Source organism: Pseudomonas hydrolytica (assembly GCF_021495345.1).
GTDB lineage: Bacteria > Pseudomonadota > Gammaproteobacteria > Pseudomonadales > Pseudomonadaceae > Aquipseudomonas > Aquipseudomonas hydrolytica.
Window position 1 is genome coordinate 4,477,911 of the sequence record NZ_CP099397.1, and the last position, 18,444, is coordinate 4,496,354.

Consider the following 18,444-nt stretch of genomic DNA (forward strand, 5'->3'; position numbering starts at 1 on the left):
TTTGCCTCGTGTAATGGACGTCAGCGCAGGCGCGACGCCTCAAGCATTGGGCGCACGGTAAAGATCGTGCGCCTGGATATAGGCCAGTACCGCATCGGGCAGCAGAAAGCGCGCCGAGCGGCCGGTTGCCAGTAAGTGGCGAATCTGCGTGGCGGATATCGCCAGCGGAGTCTGCCAGATGAAACTGATTTGCCCGCCCGGCCCGGCCAGGCTCAGCGGGTCGCTGACACTGCGCGCCGCCAGCAGATCGCGCAGCGCCTCCGGCGCCTCGCTGTCGGCATCCGGCCGCTGCAGCACCAGCAGGTGACAGTGATCGAGCAACTCCTGCCAGCGGTGCCAGCTCGGCAACCCGCAGAAGGCATCCCAGCCAAGCAGCAGAAACAGCTGATCGTCCGCCGCCAGCTCGGCGCGCACCGACTCCAGAGTGTCCACCGTGTACGACGGCTTGTCGCGCTGGAGCTCACGGTCATCGACCGTCAGCCGCGGTTCGCCGGCCACCGCCAGGCGAACCATGGCCAAGCGCTGCTCGGCGCTCGCCTGTGGCGCGTCGCGGTGCGGCGGCCGCGCGCTGGGGATCAGCCGTAGCTCGTCCAGCGCCATGAACTCGGCCACTTCCAGCGCCGCACGCAGATGCCCGTTGTGCACCGGGTTGAAGGTACCGCCGAGCAGGCCGATACGTCGGGCGCCAATACCGTTCATTTATGTGCGAATGTGTCCGTCGCCGAAGACCACGTACTTCTCGCTGGTCAGGCCTTCCAGGCCGACCGGGCCACGGGCGTGCAGCTTGTCGGTGGAAATACCGATCTCGGCGCCCAGGCCATACTCGAAACCATCGGCGAAACGGGTCGAGGCGTTGACCATGACCGAGGCGGAATCCACTTCGGTAAGGAAACGTCGCGCATCACTGAAGTGCTCGGTGATGATCGAATCGGTATGGTGCGAACCGTAATGGTTGATGTGCTCGATGGCCGCATCCAGCGAGTCGACGATGCGGATCGCCAGGATCGGCGCGTTGTACTCGGCGAACCAGTCGTCCTCGCTCGCTTCCAGCACATCGCTGCCGAGCAGTGCGCGGGTGGCGGCATCGCCGCGCAGCTCCACGCCCTTGTCGCGGTAGATGGCAGCCAGCGGCGGCAGCACGCGTTCGGCGATGGCCTGGTGCACCAGCAGGGTTTCCATGGTGTTGCACGGCGAGTAGCGCTGGGTCTTGGCGTTGTCACAGACGCGAATGGCCTTGTCGAGATCGGCGGCGATGTCGACATAGACGTGGCACACGCCGTCCAGGTGCTTGATCACCGGCACCTTGGCATCGCGGCTGATGCGTTCGATCAGGCCCTTGCCGCCGCGCGGCACGATCACGTCGACGAACTCCGGCATGGTGATCAGCTCACCCACCGCGGCGCGGTCGGTGGTTTCCACCACCTGCACGCAGGCCGCCGGCAAACCGGCCTCGGCCAGGCCCAGCTGGATGCAGCGGGCAATCGCCTGGTTGGAGTGGATGGCCTCGGAGCCGCCGCGCAGGATGGTGGCATTGCCGGACTTCAGGCACAGGCTGGCGGCATCGATGGTCACGTTCGGCCGCGACTCGTAGATGATGCCGATCACACCCAGCGGCACGCGCATCTTGCCGACCTGGATGCCGGAGGGCAGATAGCGCATGCCCTGGATCTCGCCGATCGGGTCCGGCAGGGTCGCCACCTGGCGCAGCCCTTCGATCATGCCGTCGACCACCGCTGGCGTCAGGGCCAGACGGTCGACCATGGCCGGTTCCAGACCACTGGCGCGAGCCGCGGCCAGGTCCAGTTCATTGGCGGCAGTCAGTTCGGCGCGAGCGGCGTCGAGGGCATTGGCCGCGGCCTGCAGCGCGCGATTCTTCTGCGCGGTGCTGGCGCGGGCAAGCACCCGCGAAGCCTGGCGGGCGGCCTGGCCCAGGCGGGTCATGTAAGCGTGCACGGACTCGGTCATGGCGGCGGAGGTCTGGCAGTTGGAAAAAGGGGCTGATTATAGCGAGCTCGCAAGGCCACGCCCAGCGGCGTCTGGCAAGCGGTCGGGGTGATGCTGGCGGGCGGGGTTCTAGCCGCGGCGCCATGCCTGCCGACCCATCATCGCAGAAGCCCCCAGAGCCTCTCTGACAAGAGCCCGCGCCAGGTAGACAAGGCGTTCGCCAGGGGCCCGCGGTAACGCCGCCCGCCCCACGGCAGAGCCGCCGCCAGCGCAACGGTGACACCCAGGCCATGGGGCCGCCCGAAGGTTGGGTAAACAAAAGACAGCGCGATGTTTACCTTGCGATCAAGCTTTGTCAGACAAGACCGCCCCGGCGCCGTGTGCCGCCCCGTGGATAACGACAAGAAAAAGCCGGAGTGCCTCCATCATGCATTACCGCACCGACTACAGCGCCGCCCTGCTCGTCAGCCCGCCCGAGGTCCTGGAGATCGCCGGCTGGCGTCTGCATTACCAGGCTTACTCCACCCGCCAGCACGACCCGCGCCCGCCGGTGCTGCTGCTTGGCGGTGCGTTCCAGAGCTTTCGCTCCTTCGCCGCCGAGGTGGAGGAGCTGCTGCCGAGCCATCCGGTGATTCTGCTCGACCTGCCCAGCCAGGGCGGCAATATGCAACTGGCGCCGGAGCTCGGCCTGGAGCAACTGGCCGACCTGATCGCCGCCTTCGCCGAACAGCTGCAGCTGCCGGCACTGATGCCCATCGGCCTGTCCTATGGCTCGGCGCTGGCGGCCCTGTTCGCCGCCCGTCACCCGCAACGCTGCGCGCGCTTGCTGCTGGCCGGGGTCACCGCCTTCGGCCGCCCCGGCGCGCGGCGGCTGCTGGAGGAGGGCCTTGCCCTGCTCGATGAGGGGCGCATCGGCGAGTTCGCCCAGGGTGCCCTGACCGGCCTGCTCAACCCGCTGCATCTGCAGGACACGGGCGTTTCACCGGTGTTTCGCAAGGCGCTGCTGCGGCAGATCCAGCGCCTGTCGCCGACCGAGGTGGAGCGTTACCGGCAGAACAGCCGGCGCCTGCTGGCCTTCGCCGGCTTCGAGCGCCACCCGCTATGCCCGACCCTGGTGCTGGCCGGCGAGCACGATCATTTCACCCAGCCCTGGGAACACGCCCAGTTCGCCGCGGCCTGCGCCCAGGCCGATTGCGCCCTGATCCACCAGGCCGATCATCTTGCCCAGTTCGAACGACGTGAAGCCTGCGCCGCGCTGTACCGCCCCTTCCTCGATGGGCGACCGCTGCCGGCACGCAGCCCGGGCAGCACGCGCCTGCAAGCCGAGCAGCTCCTGAAGCTGGAGAAACGCTGCGAGCCGCGCCTGGCGCCCCGCCAGCGTCAGGCACTGCTGCAGCATGCCGAAGGCCGGCAATGGACGGTGGAGCTGAGCGAGCTGGGCTTCTTCGGCGGGCTGCTGCAAGGCGACCTGCCGCGGGATCTGCCTGGGCGGGGCTGGCAGCTGAGTTATGCGGATCTGCCCAGCCAGCCGCTGCTACCGCTGCGCCACGAAGACAGGGGCCTGGCCTTCGTCTTCCCGCATACCGATGCCAATGCCAGCCTGGCGCTGGCCGCGCGCATCCATCCGGCGCCGCTGCCGGCAGCGGCCTGCGCCTAGATCGGTAGCAAGCCGGCACAGCCGCGGAGCGCAGCGCTTCCTAGGTCCGCGCCTGAATCACCCGCACCAGTCCGGGCAAGCGTGAAGGCGCGAGCCCCAGACGGGACGCATCGGCACTGGGATCAAGCACCTGCACCTGAGCGAAGCCGCAACGCCGGAAGCCCGCGACGATCTCGTCATGATTACGGTAATGCAGCGGGTAACTGCCGCGAGTCAAGCGGCCGATCAGATCGACGCCCCAGCGCAGCTGGCGGTAGCGCGGATGTTCACGCAGGTCCGGATAAAGCTCGGTCAGGTAGGTAGCAGCGGGGAACTCGCCAAGTTCGTTGGCGAGCCGGCTCCAGAAGCCCTCGATCAGCGTCAACGGAAAGTAGTTGACCAGCCCCTCGGTGATCACCACCACCGGCTCACTGCGCTCCAGATCCGCGAACAGTGCACCCAGCCGCTGATTGCCGCGCTCGGCGAGGATATCGACCGCGCGCACCTGGTGCCGCCCGTCCAGCCAGCCTTCACCATGCAGCAGCAGGCGCTTGCGTGCGGCCATGGCGGGCAGGTCCGCTTCCAGATACCGAAGCTGTGGATAACGCGCGCAGAAGCGCCGGCCGCGAGGCGACAGGCCGCAGGCGATCTCCACCACCTGCCGCACCCCGCCCTGCTCGATGGCTTCGGTCAGCAGCGCATCGATCTGCAGATGACGCTGCAGCAGCAGGGCCTCGATATCCAGGCCGAAGCCTGCGCGTGCGCCCCAGGTCAGCGGCCACAGCAGCTTGTGCACGAAGCGGCCGAAGGCGGTGACGAACGCCGACTCGGCGAGCTGGTGGCGATACCAGACGTAACCGGTGTAATGCGCCGAAGGGCTGATATGGGCACTGCTGCTGCGGGAACGTTCAGGCATCTTTAAGGTTCTTGTTGTTATGCTCGCCGCCCCAGACTATGCCCATGCGACTTCATGCAACAGATGATGCCAGCCGAACCCACCCTTAGTTTGCCCTGGCCGCAGGCCCGCCCCCTGGCCGATGCCTTCTTCGACCGTGACGCGCAACTGCTGGCGCGCGAGCTGCTCGGCAAGGTGATTCGCCACCGCGTCGGCGCGCTCTGGCTGAGCGCGCGGATCATCGAGACCGAAGCCTATTACCTGGCGGAAAAGGGCAGCCATGCCTCGCTCGGCTACACCGAGAAACGCAAGGCGCTGTTCGCCGACGGCGGGCACATCTACATGTACTACGCGCGCGGCGGCGATTCGCTGAACTTCAGCGTCCATGGCCCGGGCAATGCGGTGCTGATCAAGTCCGCGCATCCCTGGGTCGACGCCATCAGCGGCGCCGACTCGCTAGCCGCCATGCAGCGCAACAATCCGGACAGCCTCGGCATGCCGCGCGCGCCCGAGCGCCTGTGCGCCGGCCAGACGCTGCTGTGCAAGGCCCTCGCCCTGAAAGTGCCGGACTGGGACGCGCGCCGTTTCGACCTGCAGCGGCTGTTCGTCGAGGACGTCGGCGAGCGCCCGCAGACCATCATCCAGTGCGCGCGCCTGGGTATTCCCAAGGGGCGCGACGAGCATCTGCCTTACCGTTTCGTCGACGCCGGCTACGCGCGCTACTGCACACGCAACCCACTGCGCCGTGGTCAGGTCGAAGGACATGATTACCAGTTGCTGAGCGTCGCAGGAGGTGACCTTTGAGCGTCTGGCTGGACAACCTGACCACCTGGCTGAGCGCCAACCCGCAATGGCTGGGGCTGGCGATCTTCCTTATCGCCCTGTTCGAATGCCTGGCCCTGGTGGGCATCCTCCTGCCAGGCGTGGTGCTGCTGTTCAGCGTCGCCCTGCTGGCCGGCAGCGGCGTACTCAGCCTGTGGGAAACGCTGGCGCTGGCCTATGCCGGTGGCTTCTGCGGCGACCTGCTGTCCTACACCCTGGGGCGACGCTTCAAGCACAACATTCCGCGCCTGCCGATCCTGCGCCGTCATCCGCAGTGGGTGATGCGCGCCGAGCTGTACTTCCGCCATTACGGCGTGGCCAGCCTGCTGGTGGGGCGCTTCATCGGCCCCCTGCGCCCTCTGCTGCCGCTAGTCGCCGGCATGCTGAACATGCCGCTACTGCGCTTCATTCTGGTGAGTCTGGTGGCGGCAGCCGGTTGGTCGGTGGCCTACCTGCTGCCCGGCTGGGCCACCGGCGCCGCGCTGCGCCTGCCGATGGCCGAGGGGTTCTGGACGGAGGCGGCCGTTCTGCTGGCCGGCATCGGCCTGATCCTGCTGCTGACGGTGCAGGCCAGCCTGGCGGGAAAACAACGCGCCAGCCTGCTCGCCGGCGGGCTCAGCCTGCTGCTGTTGCTGGCGATCATGATCGGCTGGCCACACCTGGATGCGCTGGACCAGGGCCTGCTGACCCTGGTCCAGGAGCAGCGCCGGGCGCACCTGGATCGCTGGATCGTCACCCTGACGCGGCTCGGCGATCTGCGCACGCAACTGGTGGCGGCCGTGGTGCTGTGCAGCCTGCTGCTGCTCGCCCGGCAATGGCGTCATCTGCTGTTCGCCGGTTCCACGCTGCTGCTCACCGCGCTGGGCAACACCACGCTCAAGCACGGTTTCGCCCGCGTGCGTCCCGATATTCTGAGCGAGCCGCTGACCAGCTTCAGCTTCCCCAGCGGTCACAGTTCGGCCTCGTTCGCCTTCTTCCTGGTGCTCGGGGTACTTGCCGGTCGAGGTCAGGGCGTGCGTCTGCGCCTGGCCTGGCTGGTGGTGGCCTGTCTGCCGGCGCTGGCCATTGCCCTGTCGCGCGTCTATCTGGGCGTGCACTGGCCCAGCGACGTGATCGCCGGGGCACTGCTGGCATCGGCCGTATGCGGCCTGAGCCTGACCCTGTGCCAGCGCCGCGAGGTGCTGCCGGCATTGCCGGCACGCCTGTGGTGGATCGTGCTGCCAGCCTGCCTGGCGGTACTCGGCGGCATGGCGGCCTGGCAACTGTCGGCCGCGCTGCTGCGCTACGCCTACTGAGCCCAGGCTTCAGGCATCGCCCTGCAGCTGATCCACCATGACCTGCAGCTGTTCCAGGCGCTGCGCGGGATCGTCCTGCTGCAACAGCTGCAGTTTCTGCGTCGGCTCCAGCGGCAGCAGATAGGCCAGCTGATTCGCCAGCTGCTGCTGAGCGCCGACCACTCCGGCCATGCCCAGCCCCGAAACCAGCGGATGCTCGGCCAGGGCGGCTAGCAAGGCGGCCAGGTCGGCATGCTCGCCGAGCAGCGGTCGATCCTCCTGCTCCGGCAGCCAGTCCACCTCCGCCAGCGTCAGTTGATCCGGCAGTACGCGAGCCTCGCGTACCCTGAAACGCCGTCCGCCCTCGACCCGGATGCCCAGCAGGCCGTTGGGGCGCTGCTGGAAGTCGCGCACCAGCGCCTCGCAGCCGATGGCGGCGAAGCTGCTGGCGGCCTCGCCCACCTCCGCGCCGTCGACGATGCACACCACGCCGAAGCCGCTGCCCTGTTTCATGCAGCGGCTGATCATGTCCAGATAGCGCGCCTCGAATATCTGCAGATCGAGCATGCAGCCGGGGAACAGCACGGTATTGAGGGGGAACAGCGGCAGGTTCATCGTCACCTCATAAGAACAGGACAATCGCCAGCGGCAACAGCACCGCGGTGATCACGCCCATCAGGCTCATGGCCAGGGCGGCGAAGGCGCCGCACTCGTCGCTCTCCTGCAGCGCCCGCGCCGTGCCTACGGCATGGGCGGTGATGCCCAGCGCCATGCCCAGCGCCGCCGGATGACGCACGCCGCACAGACGCAGCAGCGAAGGCCCGACCATGGCGCCGATGACCCCGGTGATCATCACGAACACCGCCGCCAGCGCGGCGATGCCGCCGATCTGCTCGGCCACCAGCATGGCGATCGGCGAGGTCACGGACTTCGGCGCCATGCTCATCAGCATCAGCCGCTCGGCGCCGAACAGCCAGGCCAGCCCGGCTCCCAACAGCGTAGCCAAGGTGCCGGCGATCGACAGGGTGAGGATGATCGGCCAGAACAACTGGCGGATTCGCCGCAGGTTGAGATACAGCGGCACCGCCAGCGCCACCGTGGCCGGGCCGAGCAGCAGGGTCAGCAGCGAAACGCTGCTGCGGTATTCGGCGAAGCTCAAACCGCACAGCAGCAGAATGCCGATCACCGTGAGCATCGATACCAGCACCGGCTGCAGGAATACCCAGCGGGTACGCTCATAGGCGGCAACGGCCAGCTGATAGGCGCCCAGGGTGATGCCGACACCGAACAGCGGGTGATGAATCAGCGCCTGCCAGGCGCCCTGCCAGTCCGGACTCATGCTTCCTCCCGACGCTGCTGGCGCTCGATCAGCTTCTGCATCAGCCAGCCGGCGAACGCCACCGACAGCAACAGCGACAGCAGCAATGCACCGACCACCGCCCAGAAGTCGGCGGCGATGGCGCCGGCATAGGCCATCACCCCGACGGCCGGCGGCACCAGGATCAGCGGCAGGTACTTGAGCAGGCTGCTGGAGGCGAGGCTGAGCGGCTCGCCCACCTCGCCGCGCAGCATGAGGAACACGAACAGCAGCAGCATGCCGATGATCGGCCCCGGCAACATGGGCAGCAGCAAAACGTTGAGGACGGTACCGAGCAACTGGCAGAGCACCAGCCAGGAAAGGCCGCGAAGCAGCATGGGCAATCTCCGAAACGAGCGATGCCCAGTACCACCGCGCTAGCAGGGGTATCCGGGCAATCTTGAGGGCATGCCGGCCATTATAGGCGCGATGACCCGGCGCTGGCCTCTGTATTGCCTCGTCCGTATGGCCTATGCCCCGCCATTCAGTGGATCAAGGCAGGCTTGACCCGTTGCCGGCCCCGTGATGATCTAGGCCGCAACGGTTCCACGCACACAAGAAAAACACCCGCGTCCTCAAGGAGGAACTATGCCGTTCGTACCCGTAGCAGAGCTCAAGGACTATGTTGGCAAGGAACTCGGCAAGTCCGAGTGGCTGACCATCGACCAGCAGCGCATCAACCAGTTCGCCGAATGCACCGGCGACCATCAGTTCATCCACGTCGACCCGGAAAAGGCCAAGCTGACCCCCTTCGGCACCACCATCGCGCACGGTTTTCTGTCGCTGTCGCTGGTACCGATGCTGATGGAAGGCATCATGATCATGCCGCAGGGCCTGAAGATGGCGGTGAACTATGGCCTCGACAGCGTGCGCTTCATCCAGCCGGTGAAGGTCGACTCCAAGGTGCGCCTGACGGTGACCCTGACCGACGCCAACGAAAAGAACCCCGGCCAGTGGCTGCTCAAGGCCCGCGCCGTGCTGGAGATCGAAGGCCAGGAGAAGCCGGCCTATATCGCCGAACCGCTGACCCTCTGCTTCGTCTGACCCGGCCATCCGGTCGTTCCCGTTTTCGGCGCTCCGCGCCGGAGCGGGAACGCACTCGCGTCTGCAAAGCGTGAGACTCGGCAGCGCAAGCGTCCAGGCTTGCGGCATACTGCGGGCCACAGCACCGACCTGGATGTCCGTCATGAACCCCCTTGCCCTGCGCCTGCTCCCCCTTTGCCTGTCCCTGCTGCTCGCCGGTTGCGACGAGGCGCGCCCGCTGCTGCCGGCCAACGCCATCCTGCCCGACGGCGCCGAGTATCGCGGCGAGATCGTCGACGGTCTGCTGCAAGGCCCCGGACGCCTGGACTACCGCAACGGCAGCTGGTTCGTCGGCCAGTTCAAGGACGGCATGTTCGAGGGGCCCGGCGAATGGCAGGGCCCCGGCGGCGAGCATTACCTGGGCGACTTTCACCAGGGCATGTTCCATGGCCATGGCACCCTGACCTACGCCGATGGCAGCCGCTATCAGGGCGGTTTCGAGCGCAACCGTTTCAATGGCGAGGGCCTGCTGGAGCAGGGTGGCCAGCGTTATCAGGGCGAGTTTCTCAACGACCGCTTCCATGGCCTGGGCAAACTGGAAATGGCTGACGGCAGCAGCTTCCAGGGCCAGTTCGTCAATGGCCAGCCCGAGGGCCAGGGCGTGCGCAGCGATGCCTACGGCAATCAGTTCAGCGGTCTGTTCGCCCAGGGCCTGCTCAGCGGCCAGGGCAGCTATCGCAACGCCGATGGCGACAACTACAGCGGCGGATTCCAGAACGACGAGTTTCACGGCAAGGGCCGTTACCAGAGCGCCAACGGTGAAGTCTGGGCCGGCGAGTTCGTCGAGGGCATGATGCAGGGCCCTGGTGAATACAACGATGGCGACGGCACCCGCTACCTCGGCGAGTTTGCCGACTGGCAGTACGAAGGCGAAGGCCTGCTCACCCTGCCCGATGGCAGCGCTTACCGGGGGCGTTTCTCCGGCGGCGAATACAGCGGTCAGGGCACCCTGACCCTGGCCGACGGCAGCCGCCAATCCGGCACCTGGCAAGACGGCAGACTGGTGCGTGACGATCAGGGCCAGGTGCTGCCCGACAGCCTCGAACTGGGCCTGCTGCAACAAGGCCAGCTGCTCGACGAAGCCATCGCCGCGATTCCGGCCTCGACAGAGGCGCGCGAACTCTATGCCCTGACCCTGGCCGGCGATGGCAAGCAGAGCGTGTTCATGCGCGAGGCGGACTACGTCAGCCGCCTGATGCGTGAACGCTTCGGCGCCCATGGCAGCATCAGCCTGATCAACCATCGCGACCATCTCGCCGACCGCCCGCTGGCCACCCGCGAGAATCTCACCCGTGTGGTCCAGGCCCTGGCCGAACGCAGCGGCGAGGAAGACCTGATCTTTATCTATCTGACCAGCCATGGCTCGCGCCGCCACGAACTCAATCTCGACCAGCCGCGCCTGCAGCTGGCCGACCTGCCGGCCAGCGAACTGGCTGCCCTGCTCGCCCCGCTCAAGCAGCGCAACAAGGTGGTGGTGATATCGGCCTGCTACTCCGGCGGTTTCATCCCGCCGCTGAAAGACGACAAGACCCTGGTGATGACCGCCGCACGCGCCGACCGGGTGTCCTTCGGCTGCAGCGAAGAGAACGACTTCACCTATTTCGGCCGCGCCCTGTTCGCCGAGGCGCTGGGCGAAACCGACAACCTGGAACGGGCCTTCGAACTGGCCAGGGAACGCGTCGCCGAGCGCGAGCAGAGCGACGGTTTCGAACCTTCCGAACCGCAGATCTGGGCGCCACGCGGCGTACTCCAGCATTGGCGCAGCCTGCGCCAGAATCAGGCTGAGCGAGCCCTGGGGGCCGTGGCCAGCAGTAGCGGCAACGACTAAGCTCAGCTGTAACGGACTAGAGACAACTGCATGCACCTGACCCCGCAACATATCCTGCTCGCTGGCGCCACCGGCCTTACCGGCGAACATCTGCTCGATCGTCTGCTCAGCGAGCCGACGGTCGCCCGCGTGCTGGCGCCGACGCGACGCCCGCTGGCCGCCCATGCCCATCTGGAAAACCCGGTCGGTGATCTGCAGGCCCTGCTGCCGCAGCTTTCCGGCCAGGTCGACACCGCCTTCTGCTGCCTGGGCAGCACCATCAAGCAGGCCGGCTCGCAGGAGGCCTTCCGCGCCGTCGACCACGACCTGGTGCTGGCCTTCGCCCGTCGCGCTCGCGAGCTGGGCGCACGGCATCTGGTGGTGATCAGCGCCCTGGGCGCCAATCCCAACTCCTCGGTGTTCTACAACCGCGTCAAGGGCGAGACCGAGCAAGCGCTGAAGGCCATGGACTGGCCGCAACTGACCATCGCCCGCCCCTCGCTGCTGCTCGGTGCGCGCCAGGAGTTTCGTCTTGGCGAGCGCCTGGCGGCGCCGCTGCTGCGCTGGCTGCCGGGCAAATACCGCGGCATCGACGCCTGCGCCCTGGCCCGCGCGCTGTGGCGCCTGGCGCTGGAGAAAGAAGACGGCGTGCGCGTGATAGAGTCCTCCGACCTGCGCCGCCTGGGGCGCTGATGCCGTGGACAAGCCGATGAAACCGACAAGCCTGATCGAAGCCCTGCAAGACGCCGACATGCTGGAGATCGATGGCCTGCATGCCTGGCAGTTCGATCTGGACACCGAGCTGCTGGCCCAGGTCAGCGCCGGAACCGACAGCGCCGACAGCGCGGCCAAGCCGCTGCTGCAGGTGCACTGCATCGACGGCCGCGAGCGCCGCCTGTGGAAGTTCTCCCTCGCTGCGGTCAAGGCCGCGCGCCACCTCGAGGAGGACGACAGCTGGCTGATCGAAGGCAACGAGGTCAGCCATTCCCTCAAGTGTTTCGCCGCCTATCGTGGCGACAACGATGACGACGACGGGCAAGACGAAGCCTGAGCCATGGGCCTTTACGACCGCCATATCCTGCCGCATCTGATCGATTTCGCCTGCGGCATGGGGGCGGTGATGAAGGCGCGCTCGCAGATCGTGCCGCTGGCGCGCGGACGCGTGCTGGAAATCGGCATCGGCAGCGGTCTGAACCTGGGCTTCTACGATGCGCAGCGGGTCGAGGTGGTGGTCGGCGTCGACCCCTCCGCGGAGATGCAGGCCCTGGCCCGCGAACGCGCCGCACGCTGCCAGGTACCGGTGGAGATGATCGCCCTGGAACTGGGGCAGATTCAGGCGGCGGACGCCAGCTTCGACGATATCGTCTGCACCTTCACCCTGTGCACCATCCCCGATGCCATCGCCGTCCTGGGCGAAATGCGCCGCGTGCTGAAACCCGGCGGCCGCCTGCTGTTCTGCGAACACGGCCTGGCGCCGGACCTGCCGGTGGTGCGCTGGCAAAAGCGCCTGACGCCGCTGTGGAAACCGCTGGCCGGCGGCTGCCACCTGGACCGCGATATCCCCGCCCTGATCGAAGCCGGCGGCTTTCATATCCGCGAGATGAGCACCGGCTATCTCAAGGGCCCGCGGCCGATGACCCACGTCTACCGCGGCTGGGCCGATTGACGTTGATACGCGCGGCGTACGAAAGCGTAGGGTGCGCCGTGCGCACCGAAGCGGCCGCTGACATAAGCTCCCTGCGCGCATCAAGCACCTTGGTGCGCACGGCGCACCCTACGCCCCCTGTGCGCTCAAATCTCTGAACGAATCGCCAGCGCATCCACCAGCCCGGCGGCGATGGCCATGCCCACCAGCTCCGGCAGCGTCTCGGCCTGCATGCGCTTCATCACCCGCGAGCGATACAGGTCGACGGTCTTCACGCTGATATCGAGCTGCTCGGCCACTTCGCGGTTGGTGTAGCCGCGCACCAAGGGCAGCAGCACGTCACGCTCACGCGGGGTGAGCTGATCGAGCCGCGTCTGCACCTCGGCCAGACGCGCGTCGCGCTTTGGCCGGGCCGGGCGGCGATCCAGCGCCTGCTGCACGCTGTCGAGCAACAGTTGCTCGTTGTAGGGCTTCTCGATGAAATCCACCGCGCCGGCCTTGAACGCGCGCACCACGATGGGCACGTCGGCATGACCGCTGACGAAGATCACCGGCAGGTCGATACCACGCGCGCGCATCTCCTCCTGCACGTTCAGCCCACCCATGCCGGGCATGCGCACATCGAGCAGCACGCAGGCATTGGCAGTCGGATCGCAAGCGTCGAGAAAGGCCCGACCGCTGGTGAAGGGCACGCCTGTCAGGCCAACCGACTCCAGCAGCCAGAGCGTCGAGTCGAGCATGCCCTGGTCGTCATCGACTACATAAACCCGTTGTTGCATCTGCGTGCAGCTCCTCTTGTTGTTATACGTCGTCCCTGCCCAACGGCAAACGACATTCCAGACACAGCCCACCACCCTCGGCCGGGGAGGCCTCCAGCGCACCGCCGAAGCCTTCGATGATGCTGCGGCTCATGGACAGGCCGAGCCCCAGTCCGTCGGCCTTGCTGGTGTAGAAGGGGGTGAACAGCTTGGCCATCTGCTCGTCGCTGACGCCCGGCCCCTGATCGATTACCCGGATGGCCAGGCAGCCGTCAGCTTCTCCAGCCTCCAGACGCACCTGCGAAGGCGCGCCGGGGTGACGTTCGCGGTTGGCATCGATGGCATTGCGCAGCAGGTTGAGCAGTACCTGTTCGAGCAGGACGCGGTCGGCGAATACCGGTGGCAGATTGTCCGGCAAGACGTCGCTCACCGCCACCTGCGCTGTACCGGCCTCCCAGTTGCACAGGCGCACCGCTTCGCGCGCCACCTCGGCCAGATCCAGCGCCTGCATGCGCCGCTGGCCCTTGCGCAGGAAGGCGCGCAGGCGCTTGATCACTGCCGAGGCGTGGTTGGCGTGCTCAGTGATGCGCGCCAGGCCCTGGCCCACCTTGTCCACACCGGCCTGATCGCCGCCGATGCCCTGCAGATAGCGCTGGCTGGCGCTGGCGTAGTTGACCACCGCCGCCAGCGGCTGGTTGATCTCGTGGGCGATACCCGAGGCCAGTTCGCCCAGGGTGATCAGCCGCGTGGTGTGCGCCAGCTCGTCCTCCAGGCGGCGCTTGTTCTCCTCGGCCTGGATGCGCGCGGTGATGTCGCGCGACACGCTGACCACCTCGACCACCGCACCGGTGTAGGTCTCGCGAATGGCGCGGCTGGCGGTCTCGAACCACAGGTAGTGGCCGTCGCGGTGGCGGATGCGGTAGGTCATGGTGTGGTAGCCATCCTGCTCCAGCGCCTCGCGCGCCTGCTTGGCCTGCTGCAGTTGGTCCTGCGGATGCAGCAGGCTGTCGACGGCCATGCCGCGCAGTTCTTCCGGCCAGTAGCCGAGCAACGTCCAGCTGGCAGGCGTAGCGTCGAGGAACACGCCCTCCGGCGTGTGCCGGGAAATCAGGTCGGTGGTGTTCTCGGTGATCAGCCGATACAAGCGCCGCGCCCGCGCGGCCTCACGCTGCTCACGAACCTCGCGGGTGGCCTCGCGGCAGCGCGCCAGCACGCGGCGCTCGGCGCCATCGGGAATGAAACTCCAGATCAGGATGCGCTCGCCATCCTGCGCTTCCACCGACTCCACAGCCCGCGACTGCTCCAGGCAGGCGCGCACCAGCGGCAAATGGTTCACCGGCAGCAGCTCGCCCACCTGCGTCAGGGCGCGTTCACCAAGCAGCCCCTGCAACGCCGCGTTGCTCTCCAGCAGACGCGCCTCGGCGTCGAGCAGCAGCGCCGGCTGCGGGTCGGATGACAGCAGCGGCGCACTGCGCGCCAGCCCCGAGGCCAGTTCGACCATCTGCACCAGCAGCTCGCGCAACCAGGGCAACCATTCCAGCCCCGCCGCCTCGTCGACCTGCAACAGCAGCACGCCGGGCTGGCCGGCCTGCAGCTGCAGGGCCAGCGCCTGGCCATGATGCAGCGCGGCGCGGCGCAGACGCCCGGCCAGCCAGCAGGGCATCCGGCGCAGCGCGTCGAAGGGCAGGCTCGGTTGCTCACCAAGCGCAGCGAACAGCGTCTCGTCACTGGCCTCCAGCGGGTCGCCCATGCCCGGTGGCAGACGCGGCCCGTCGTCCATCTGAGCGTAGGTACGACTGGCCGGCTGCCAGGCCAGGTACCAGGCCTGGCGCACCTGCGGGCAACCCAGCAGAGCCTGGCGCAGGGCCTCGGCCCGCTCGCCCAGGGGCGGCGCCTCGCGCTGGATGCGCAGCCAGGACTGCAGGGGAACCGCGGAAAGATGAGCGTCAGTCTTCATATAGTAGTTATTCTATAAAACCTTGGTACAACTTCCATACAAAATAGAAATGACCTATAAATTATCACCAGCAAGCTTCGGTAATGCCTGCATCATTACCGGAATAACCAGAGCTAACAATCAGCCAAAGGTGTATCCGCCATGTCGATCTACGAGCAGGGCCTCGGCCGCGCCGCCGTCAATCACGTCGCCCTCAGCCCCCTGAGCTTCATCGAACGTACCGCGGCGGTATACCCGCACTATCCGGCCGTGGTGCATGGCTCGATTCGCCGCAACTGGGCCGAAACCTACGCGCGTTGCCGACGCCTGGCCTCGGCGCTGGCCGGCCGTGGCATCGGCAAGGGCGACACGGTAGCGGTGATGCTGCCGAACATCCCGGCCATGCTCGAAGCGCATTTCGGCGTGCCGATGATCGGCGCGGTGCTCAACACCCTCAACGTGCGCCTGGATGCCGAGGCGATCGCCTTCATGCTGCAGCATGGCGAAGCCAAGGTGGTGATCGCCGACCGCGAGTTCTTCGATGTGATCCACGCCGCCATCGGCATGCTCGATCACCCGCCGCTGGTGATCGACGTCGACGACCCCGAGTACGGCGAGGGCCAGGCAGTCAGCGACCTGGACTACGAGGCCTTCCTCGCCGAGGGCGACCCCGAATTCGCCTGGCAGTGGCCCACCGACGAGTGGCAGGCGATCAGCCTCAACTACACCTCGGGCACCACCGGCAACCCCAAGGGCGTGGTCTATCACCACCGCGGTGCCTTCCTTAATGCCATGGGCAACCAGATGACCTGGAACATGGGCAACCACCCGGTCTACCTGTGGACCCTGCCGATGTTTCACTGCAATGGCTGGTGCTACCCCTGGACGATCACCGCACTGGCTGGCGTGCATGTGTTCCTGCGCCGCGTCGACCCGGCGAAGATCCTCACCCTGATCCGCGACGAACAGGTCACCCACCTGTGCGGCGCGCCCATCGTGCTCAACGCCCTGGTGAACATGCCGGCCGAAGCCAAGGCGGCTATCGATCACCCGGTCAAGGCCATGGTCGCCGGCGCCGCGCCGCCCGCGAAGGTGATCGGCGCGGTGGAGGAGATGGGCATCCACGTCACCCATGTGTACGGCCTGACCGAGGTCTACGGCCCGGTGACCTTGTGCGCGTGGCACGCCGAATGGGACGAACTGCCGCTGGAAGAACGCGCCACCATCAAGGCGCGCCAGGGCGTGCGCTACCCGACTCTGGAAGGGGTGATGGTCGCCGACCCGAAAACCCTGGAGCCGGTGCCGCGTGACGGTCAGACCATCGGCGAGATCTTCATGCGCGGCAACACCGTGATGAAGGGCTACCTGAAGAACCCCAGCGCCACCGCCGAAGCCTTCGAGGGCGCCTGGTTCCACACCGGCGACCTGGGCGTGTGCCACGCCGACGGCTACGTGGAAATCCGCGACCGCCTCAAGGACATCATCATCTCCGGCGGCGAGAACATCTCCACCATCGAGGTCGAGGGCGTGCTCTATCGCCACCCGGCGGTGCTGGAGGCGGCGGTGGTCGCCCGCCCGGACGAGAAATGGGGCGAGACGCCCTGCGCCTTCATCACCCTGAAGACCGGCCAGCAGGCCAGTGAAACCGAGATCATGACCTTCTGCCGCGAGCACCTGGCCGGCTTCAAGGTGCCCAAGACCGTGGTCTTCACCCAGCTGCCCAAGACCAGCACCGGCAAGATCCAGAAGTTCGTCCTGCGCGATATGGCCAAGGCGCTCTGATCACGTAGCCCGGATGCAATCCGGGCTACGGCAAAACCGCACCGTTTTCACAACAACAAGAACCGGCCCAGGCGGCCGACGGAGAACCCTCATGCAAATTTTCAAGCGCCGTGACGGCGACGAGCAACCGCACTGGCCCCTCGGCCCGTTCAAGGTGCGCCTGCCCTTCGTGCATTACCGTTGGGAAACCGCCGAGATGCTGCAGGCACTGATCATGTTCGTGGTCAGCCTGGCGATGATCCCGCTGCTGGAGAAATACCTCGGCCTGCCCTACGACGTGGCCCTGGCCTACGTGGTGGTTTGCGGCATCGGCTTCATGCTGCCGGCGCTGCTCGGCGTGCCGCTGGTACCCGGCTGGATCACTCCCGGCATTCCGGTGGTGCTGCTGTTTCTCGGTAATTACGAGCCGGGTCCTGCGGCCATCCAGGCGCTGTTCGCCCTACAGTTCCTGGTGTTCGTGATCTTCCTCTTCCTCGGCGTCACCCGCTTGGGCAGCGCGCTGGTGCGGCTGATCCCCAACTCGATGAAGGGCGGCATCATCATCGGTGCCGGCATCGCCGCACTGATGGGCGAGATCAGCGCCGGCGGCCGCCTGGCCAACACGCCGATCTCTCTGGTGCTGGGCAGCCTGATCTGCCTGTACCTGATGTTCTCGGTGTCGTTCAAGGGCCTGACCGAGCGCGTGCCGCTGGCGCGCAAGATCGTCAACTACGGCATGGTGCCGGGCATGCTGATCGCCATCTTCATCGGCATCGCCGTGGGCGAGTACAAGATGCCGGACGTCAAATGGGGCATCACCGCGCCGGCCTTCGGCGAAATGTGGAACTACCTGCCCTTCAACGTCGGCTTCCCCGGCCTGGACGTGTTCATGCTGGCCGTGCCCACCGCGGTGATCGCCTACGTGATCGCCTTCGGCGACATCATCGTCGGCCAGTCGCTGATGCAGCGCGCCGATGAACTGCGCACCGACGAGGTGATCGAAAACAACGTCGACCGAATTCACCTGGTGACCGCCATCCGCAACGCCCTGCATGCCTTCTTTGCGCCCTACCCTGGCCTGGCTGGCCCGCTGTGGACGGCGGTGGCGGCGACCATGGCCGAGCGCTACAAGTACGGGCGCAAGGCGATGGACTCGATCTACAGCGGCGCCGGCACCTTCTGGATCACCGGTTTCGCCGCGCTGTTCATGCTGCCGCTGGTCAGTTTCTTCCAGCCGGTGCTGCCGATCGCCCTGTCGCTGACGCTGATTCTCACCGGCTACATCTGCCTGATGGTCGGTTTCGAGCAGCTCAACAACAACACCGAGCGCGGCATCGCCGGCACCATGGGTGTGGTGCTCGCCGTCTACGGCGCGGGCTGGGGCCTGGCCGCGGGTGCGGCGCTGTACATCCTGGTCGAACGCACCCATCTGCTTAAATTCACCAGCATCAAGGATAAGTCGCGTAGTCCGGCGGAAGCCGACTGACGCATTTCGTTCCACGCGCCGCGCCTGTCGCGGCGCCACT

General features: G+C 66.8%; 18 protein-coding genes. 10 read left to right on the forward strand and 8 right to left on the reverse strand.

Features of this window, described 5'->3' with window-relative positions; genetic code table 11:
* Positions 1–39: 39 nt before the first annotated feature.
* Complete coding sequence (gene nadD / locus L1F06_RS21035; protein WP_003240190.1) at positions 40–699, reverse strand: nicotinate-nucleotide adenylyltransferase; 660 nt, start codon at positions 697–699, stop codon at positions 40–42.
* Positions 700–1,965, reverse strand: a complete 1,266-nt coding sequence (locus tag L1F06_RS21040) for a glutamate-5-semialdehyde dehydrogenase (protein ID WP_003240189.1) — start codon at positions 1,963–1,965, stop codon at positions 700–702.
* Between the two features lie 406 nt (positions 1,966–2,371).
* Here L1F06_RS21040 and L1F06_RS21045 point away from each other — a divergent pair, with 406 nt between their 5' ends.
* Complete coding sequence (locus L1F06_RS21045; RefSeq protein ID WP_129482997.1) at positions 2,372–3,601, forward strand: alpha/beta fold hydrolase; 1,230 nt, start codon at positions 2,372–2,374, stop codon at positions 3,599–3,601.
* 40 nt (positions 3,602–3,641) lie between these two features.
* Here L1F06_RS21045 and L1F06_RS21050 read toward each other — a convergent pair whose 3' ends face one another.
* Positions 3,642–4,496: a class I SAM-dependent methyltransferase gene (locus tag L1F06_RS21050; protein ID WP_129482998.1), complete on the reverse strand. Its 855-nt coding sequence runs from the start codon at positions 4,494–4,496 to the stop codon at positions 3,642–3,644.
* A gap of 66 nt (positions 4,497–4,562) precedes the next feature.
* Between L1F06_RS21050 and L1F06_RS21055 the strand changes: the two genes are divergently transcribed.
* Both L1F06_RS21055 and L1F06_RS21060 read left to right on the forward strand, forming a co-directional pair.
* Positions 4,563–5,279, forward strand: a complete 717-nt coding sequence (locus L1F06_RS21055) for a DNA-3-methyladenine glycosylase (RefSeq protein WP_129483041.1) — start codon at positions 4,563–4,565, stop codon at positions 5,277–5,279.
* Entirely contained in the window at positions 5,276–6,592 is a 1,317-nt protein-coding gene (locus L1F06_RS21060; RefSeq protein WP_096825546.1) for a bifunctional DedA family/phosphatase PAP2 family protein, read from the forward strand. Before L1F06_RS21055 ends, L1F06_RS21060 begins: the two co-directional genes overlap by 4 nt.
* A 9-nt stretch (positions 6,593–6,601) precedes the next feature.
* On the opposite strand, the gene L1F06_RS21065 is transcribed toward L1F06_RS21060, so the two are convergent.
* Genes L1F06_RS21065 through L1F06_RS21075 form a run of 3 tightly spaced genes read right to left on the reverse strand, consistent with a single transcriptional unit; the run spans position 6,602 to position 8,266 of the window.
* Positions 6,602–7,186 (reverse strand): LON peptidase substrate-binding domain-containing protein, encoded by a 585-nt coding sequence (locus tag L1F06_RS21065; RefSeq protein WP_003240179.1) that lies wholly within the window; start codon positions 7,184–7,186, stop codon positions 6,602–6,604.
* A gap of 7 nt (positions 7,187–7,193) precedes the next feature.
* The gene (locus tag L1F06_RS21070; protein WP_012019726.1) at positions 7,194–7,910 is read right to left on the reverse strand and encodes an LrgB family protein; all 717 of its coding nucleotides are present in this window, start codon (positions 7,908–7,910) and stop codon (positions 7,194–7,196) included.
* Positions 7,907–8,266: a CidA/LrgA family protein gene (locus tag L1F06_RS21075; RefSeq protein WP_003240176.1), complete on the reverse strand. Its 360-nt coding sequence runs from the start codon at positions 8,264–8,266 to the stop codon at positions 7,907–7,909. The genes L1F06_RS21070 and L1F06_RS21075 overlap by 4 nt, the downstream gene beginning before the upstream one ends.
* Before the next feature lie 250 nt (positions 8,267–8,516).
* Here L1F06_RS21075 and L1F06_RS21080 point away from each other — a divergent pair, with 250 nt between their 5' ends.
* From L1F06_RS21080 to L1F06_RS21100, 5 genes are all read left to right on the forward strand, one after another.
* On the forward strand, positions 8,517–8,972 hold the full coding sequence (locus L1F06_RS21080; RefSeq protein ID WP_003240173.1) for a MaoC family dehydratase: 456 nt from the start codon (positions 8,517–8,519) through the stop codon (positions 8,970–8,972).
* Positions 8,973–9,114: 142 nt separating this feature from the next.
* Entirely contained in the window at positions 9,115–10,839 is a 1,725-nt protein-coding gene (locus L1F06_RS21085) for a C13 family peptidase (protein ID WP_129482999.1), read from the forward strand.
* A 30-nt stretch (positions 10,840–10,869) separates the two neighbouring features.
* Positions 10,870–11,511 (forward strand): oxidoreductase, encoded by a 642-nt coding sequence (locus L1F06_RS21090; RefSeq protein ID WP_129483000.1) that lies wholly within the window; start codon positions 10,870–10,872, stop codon positions 11,509–11,511.
* A gap of 16 nt (positions 11,512–11,527) precedes the next feature.
* Entirely contained in the window at positions 11,528–11,869 is a 342-nt protein-coding gene (locus L1F06_RS21095) for a DUF5629 family protein (RefSeq protein WP_012019729.1), read from the forward strand.
* Between the two features lie 3 nt (positions 11,870–11,872).
* On the forward strand, positions 11,873–12,484 hold the full coding sequence (locus L1F06_RS21100) for a class I SAM-dependent methyltransferase (RefSeq protein ID WP_129483001.1): 612 nt from the start codon (positions 11,873–11,875) through the stop codon (positions 12,482–12,484).
* A 125-nt stretch (positions 12,485–12,609) separates the two neighbouring features.
* Here L1F06_RS21100 and L1F06_RS21105 read toward each other — a convergent pair whose 3' ends face one another.
* Together L1F06_RS21105 and L1F06_RS21110 are read right to left on the reverse strand one after the other, a co-directional pair.
* Positions 12,610–13,242, reverse strand: coding sequence for a response regulator transcription factor (locus L1F06_RS21105; protein ID WP_129483002.1), 633 nt, complete (start codon positions 13,240–13,242; stop codon positions 12,610–12,612).
* Between the two features lie 22 nt (positions 13,243–13,264).
* Entirely contained in the window at positions 13,265–15,178 is a 1,914-nt protein-coding gene (locus tag L1F06_RS21110) for a sensor histidine kinase (protein WP_129483003.1), read from the reverse strand.
* A gap of 141 nt (positions 15,179–15,319) precedes the next feature.
* Between L1F06_RS21110 and L1F06_RS21115 the strand changes: the two genes are divergently transcribed.
* The gene (locus tag L1F06_RS21115; RefSeq protein WP_129483004.1) at positions 15,320–16,939 is read left to right on the forward strand and encodes an acyl-CoA synthetase; all 1,620 of its coding nucleotides are present in this window, start codon (positions 15,320–15,322) and stop codon (positions 16,937–16,939) included.
* Between the two features lie 91 nt (positions 16,940–17,030).
* Positions 17,031–18,404, forward strand: a complete 1,374-nt coding sequence (locus L1F06_RS21120; protein WP_090433018.1) for a solute carrier family 23 protein — start codon at positions 17,031–17,033, stop codon at positions 18,402–18,404.
* The last annotated feature ends 40 nt before the right edge of the window (positions 18,405–18,444 follow it).

Bases quoted from the DNA above. Each gene is read 5' to 3' on its own strand.
- nadD (WP_003240190.1), bottom strand. From the start codon at position 699: ATGAACGGTATTGGCGCCCGACGTATCGGCCTGCTCGGCGGTACCTTC.
- L1F06_RS21040 (WP_003240189.1), bottom strand. From the start codon at position 1,965: ATGACCGAGTCCGTGCACGCTTACATGACCCGCCTGGGCCAGGCCGCC.
- L1F06_RS21045 (WP_129482997.1), top strand. From the start codon at position 2,372: ATGCATTACCGCACCGACTACAGCGCCGCCCTGCTCGTCAGCCCGCCC.
- L1F06_RS21050 (WP_129482998.1), bottom strand. From the start codon at position 4,496: ATGCCTGAACGTTCCCGCAGCAGCAGTGCCCATATCAGCCCTTCGGCG.
- L1F06_RS21055 (WP_129483041.1), top strand. From the start codon at position 4,563: ATGCCAGCCGAACCCACCCTTAGTTTGCCCTGGCCGCAGGCCCGCCCC.
- L1F06_RS21065 (WP_003240179.1), bottom strand. From the start codon at position 7,186: ATGAACCTGCCGCTGTTCCCCCTCAATACCGTGCTGTTCCCCGGCTGC.
- L1F06_RS21070 (WP_012019726.1), bottom strand. From the start codon at position 7,910: ATGAGTCCGGACTGGCAGGGCGCCTGGCAGGCGCTGATTCATCACCCG.
- L1F06_RS21075 (WP_003240176.1), bottom strand. From the start codon at position 8,266: ATGCTGCTTCGCGGCCTTTCCTGGCTGGTGCTCTGCCAGTTGCTCGGT.
- L1F06_RS21080 (WP_003240173.1), top strand. From the start codon at position 8,517: ATGCCGTTCGTACCCGTAGCAGAGCTCAAGGACTATGTTGGCAAGGAA.
- L1F06_RS21085 (WP_129482999.1), top strand. From the start codon at position 9,115: ATGAACCCCCTTGCCCTGCGCCTGCTCCCCCTTTGCCTGTCCCTGCTG.
- L1F06_RS21090 (WP_129483000.1), top strand. From the start codon at position 10,870: ATGCACCTGACCCCGCAACATATCCTGCTCGCTGGCGCCACCGGCCTT.
- L1F06_RS21095 (WP_012019729.1), top strand. From the start codon at position 11,528: ATGAAACCGACAAGCCTGATCGAAGCCCTGCAAGACGCCGACATGCTG.
- L1F06_RS21100 (WP_129483001.1), top strand. From the start codon at position 11,873: ATGGGCCTTTACGACCGCCATATCCTGCCGCATCTGATCGATTTCGCC.
- L1F06_RS21105 (WP_129483002.1), bottom strand. From the start codon at position 13,242: ATGCAACAACGGGTTTATGTAGTCGATGACGACCAGGGCATGCTCGAC.
- L1F06_RS21110 (WP_129483003.1), bottom strand. From the start codon at position 15,178: ATGAAGACTGACGCTCATCTTTCCGCGGTTCCCCTGCAGTCCTGGCTG.
- L1F06_RS21115 (WP_129483004.1), top strand. From the start codon at position 15,320: ATGTCGATCTACGAGCAGGGCCTCGGCCGCGCCGCCGTCAATCACGTC.
- L1F06_RS21120 (WP_090433018.1), top strand. From the start codon at position 17,031: ATGCAAATTTTCAAGCGCCGTGACGGCGACGAGCAACCGCACTGGCCC.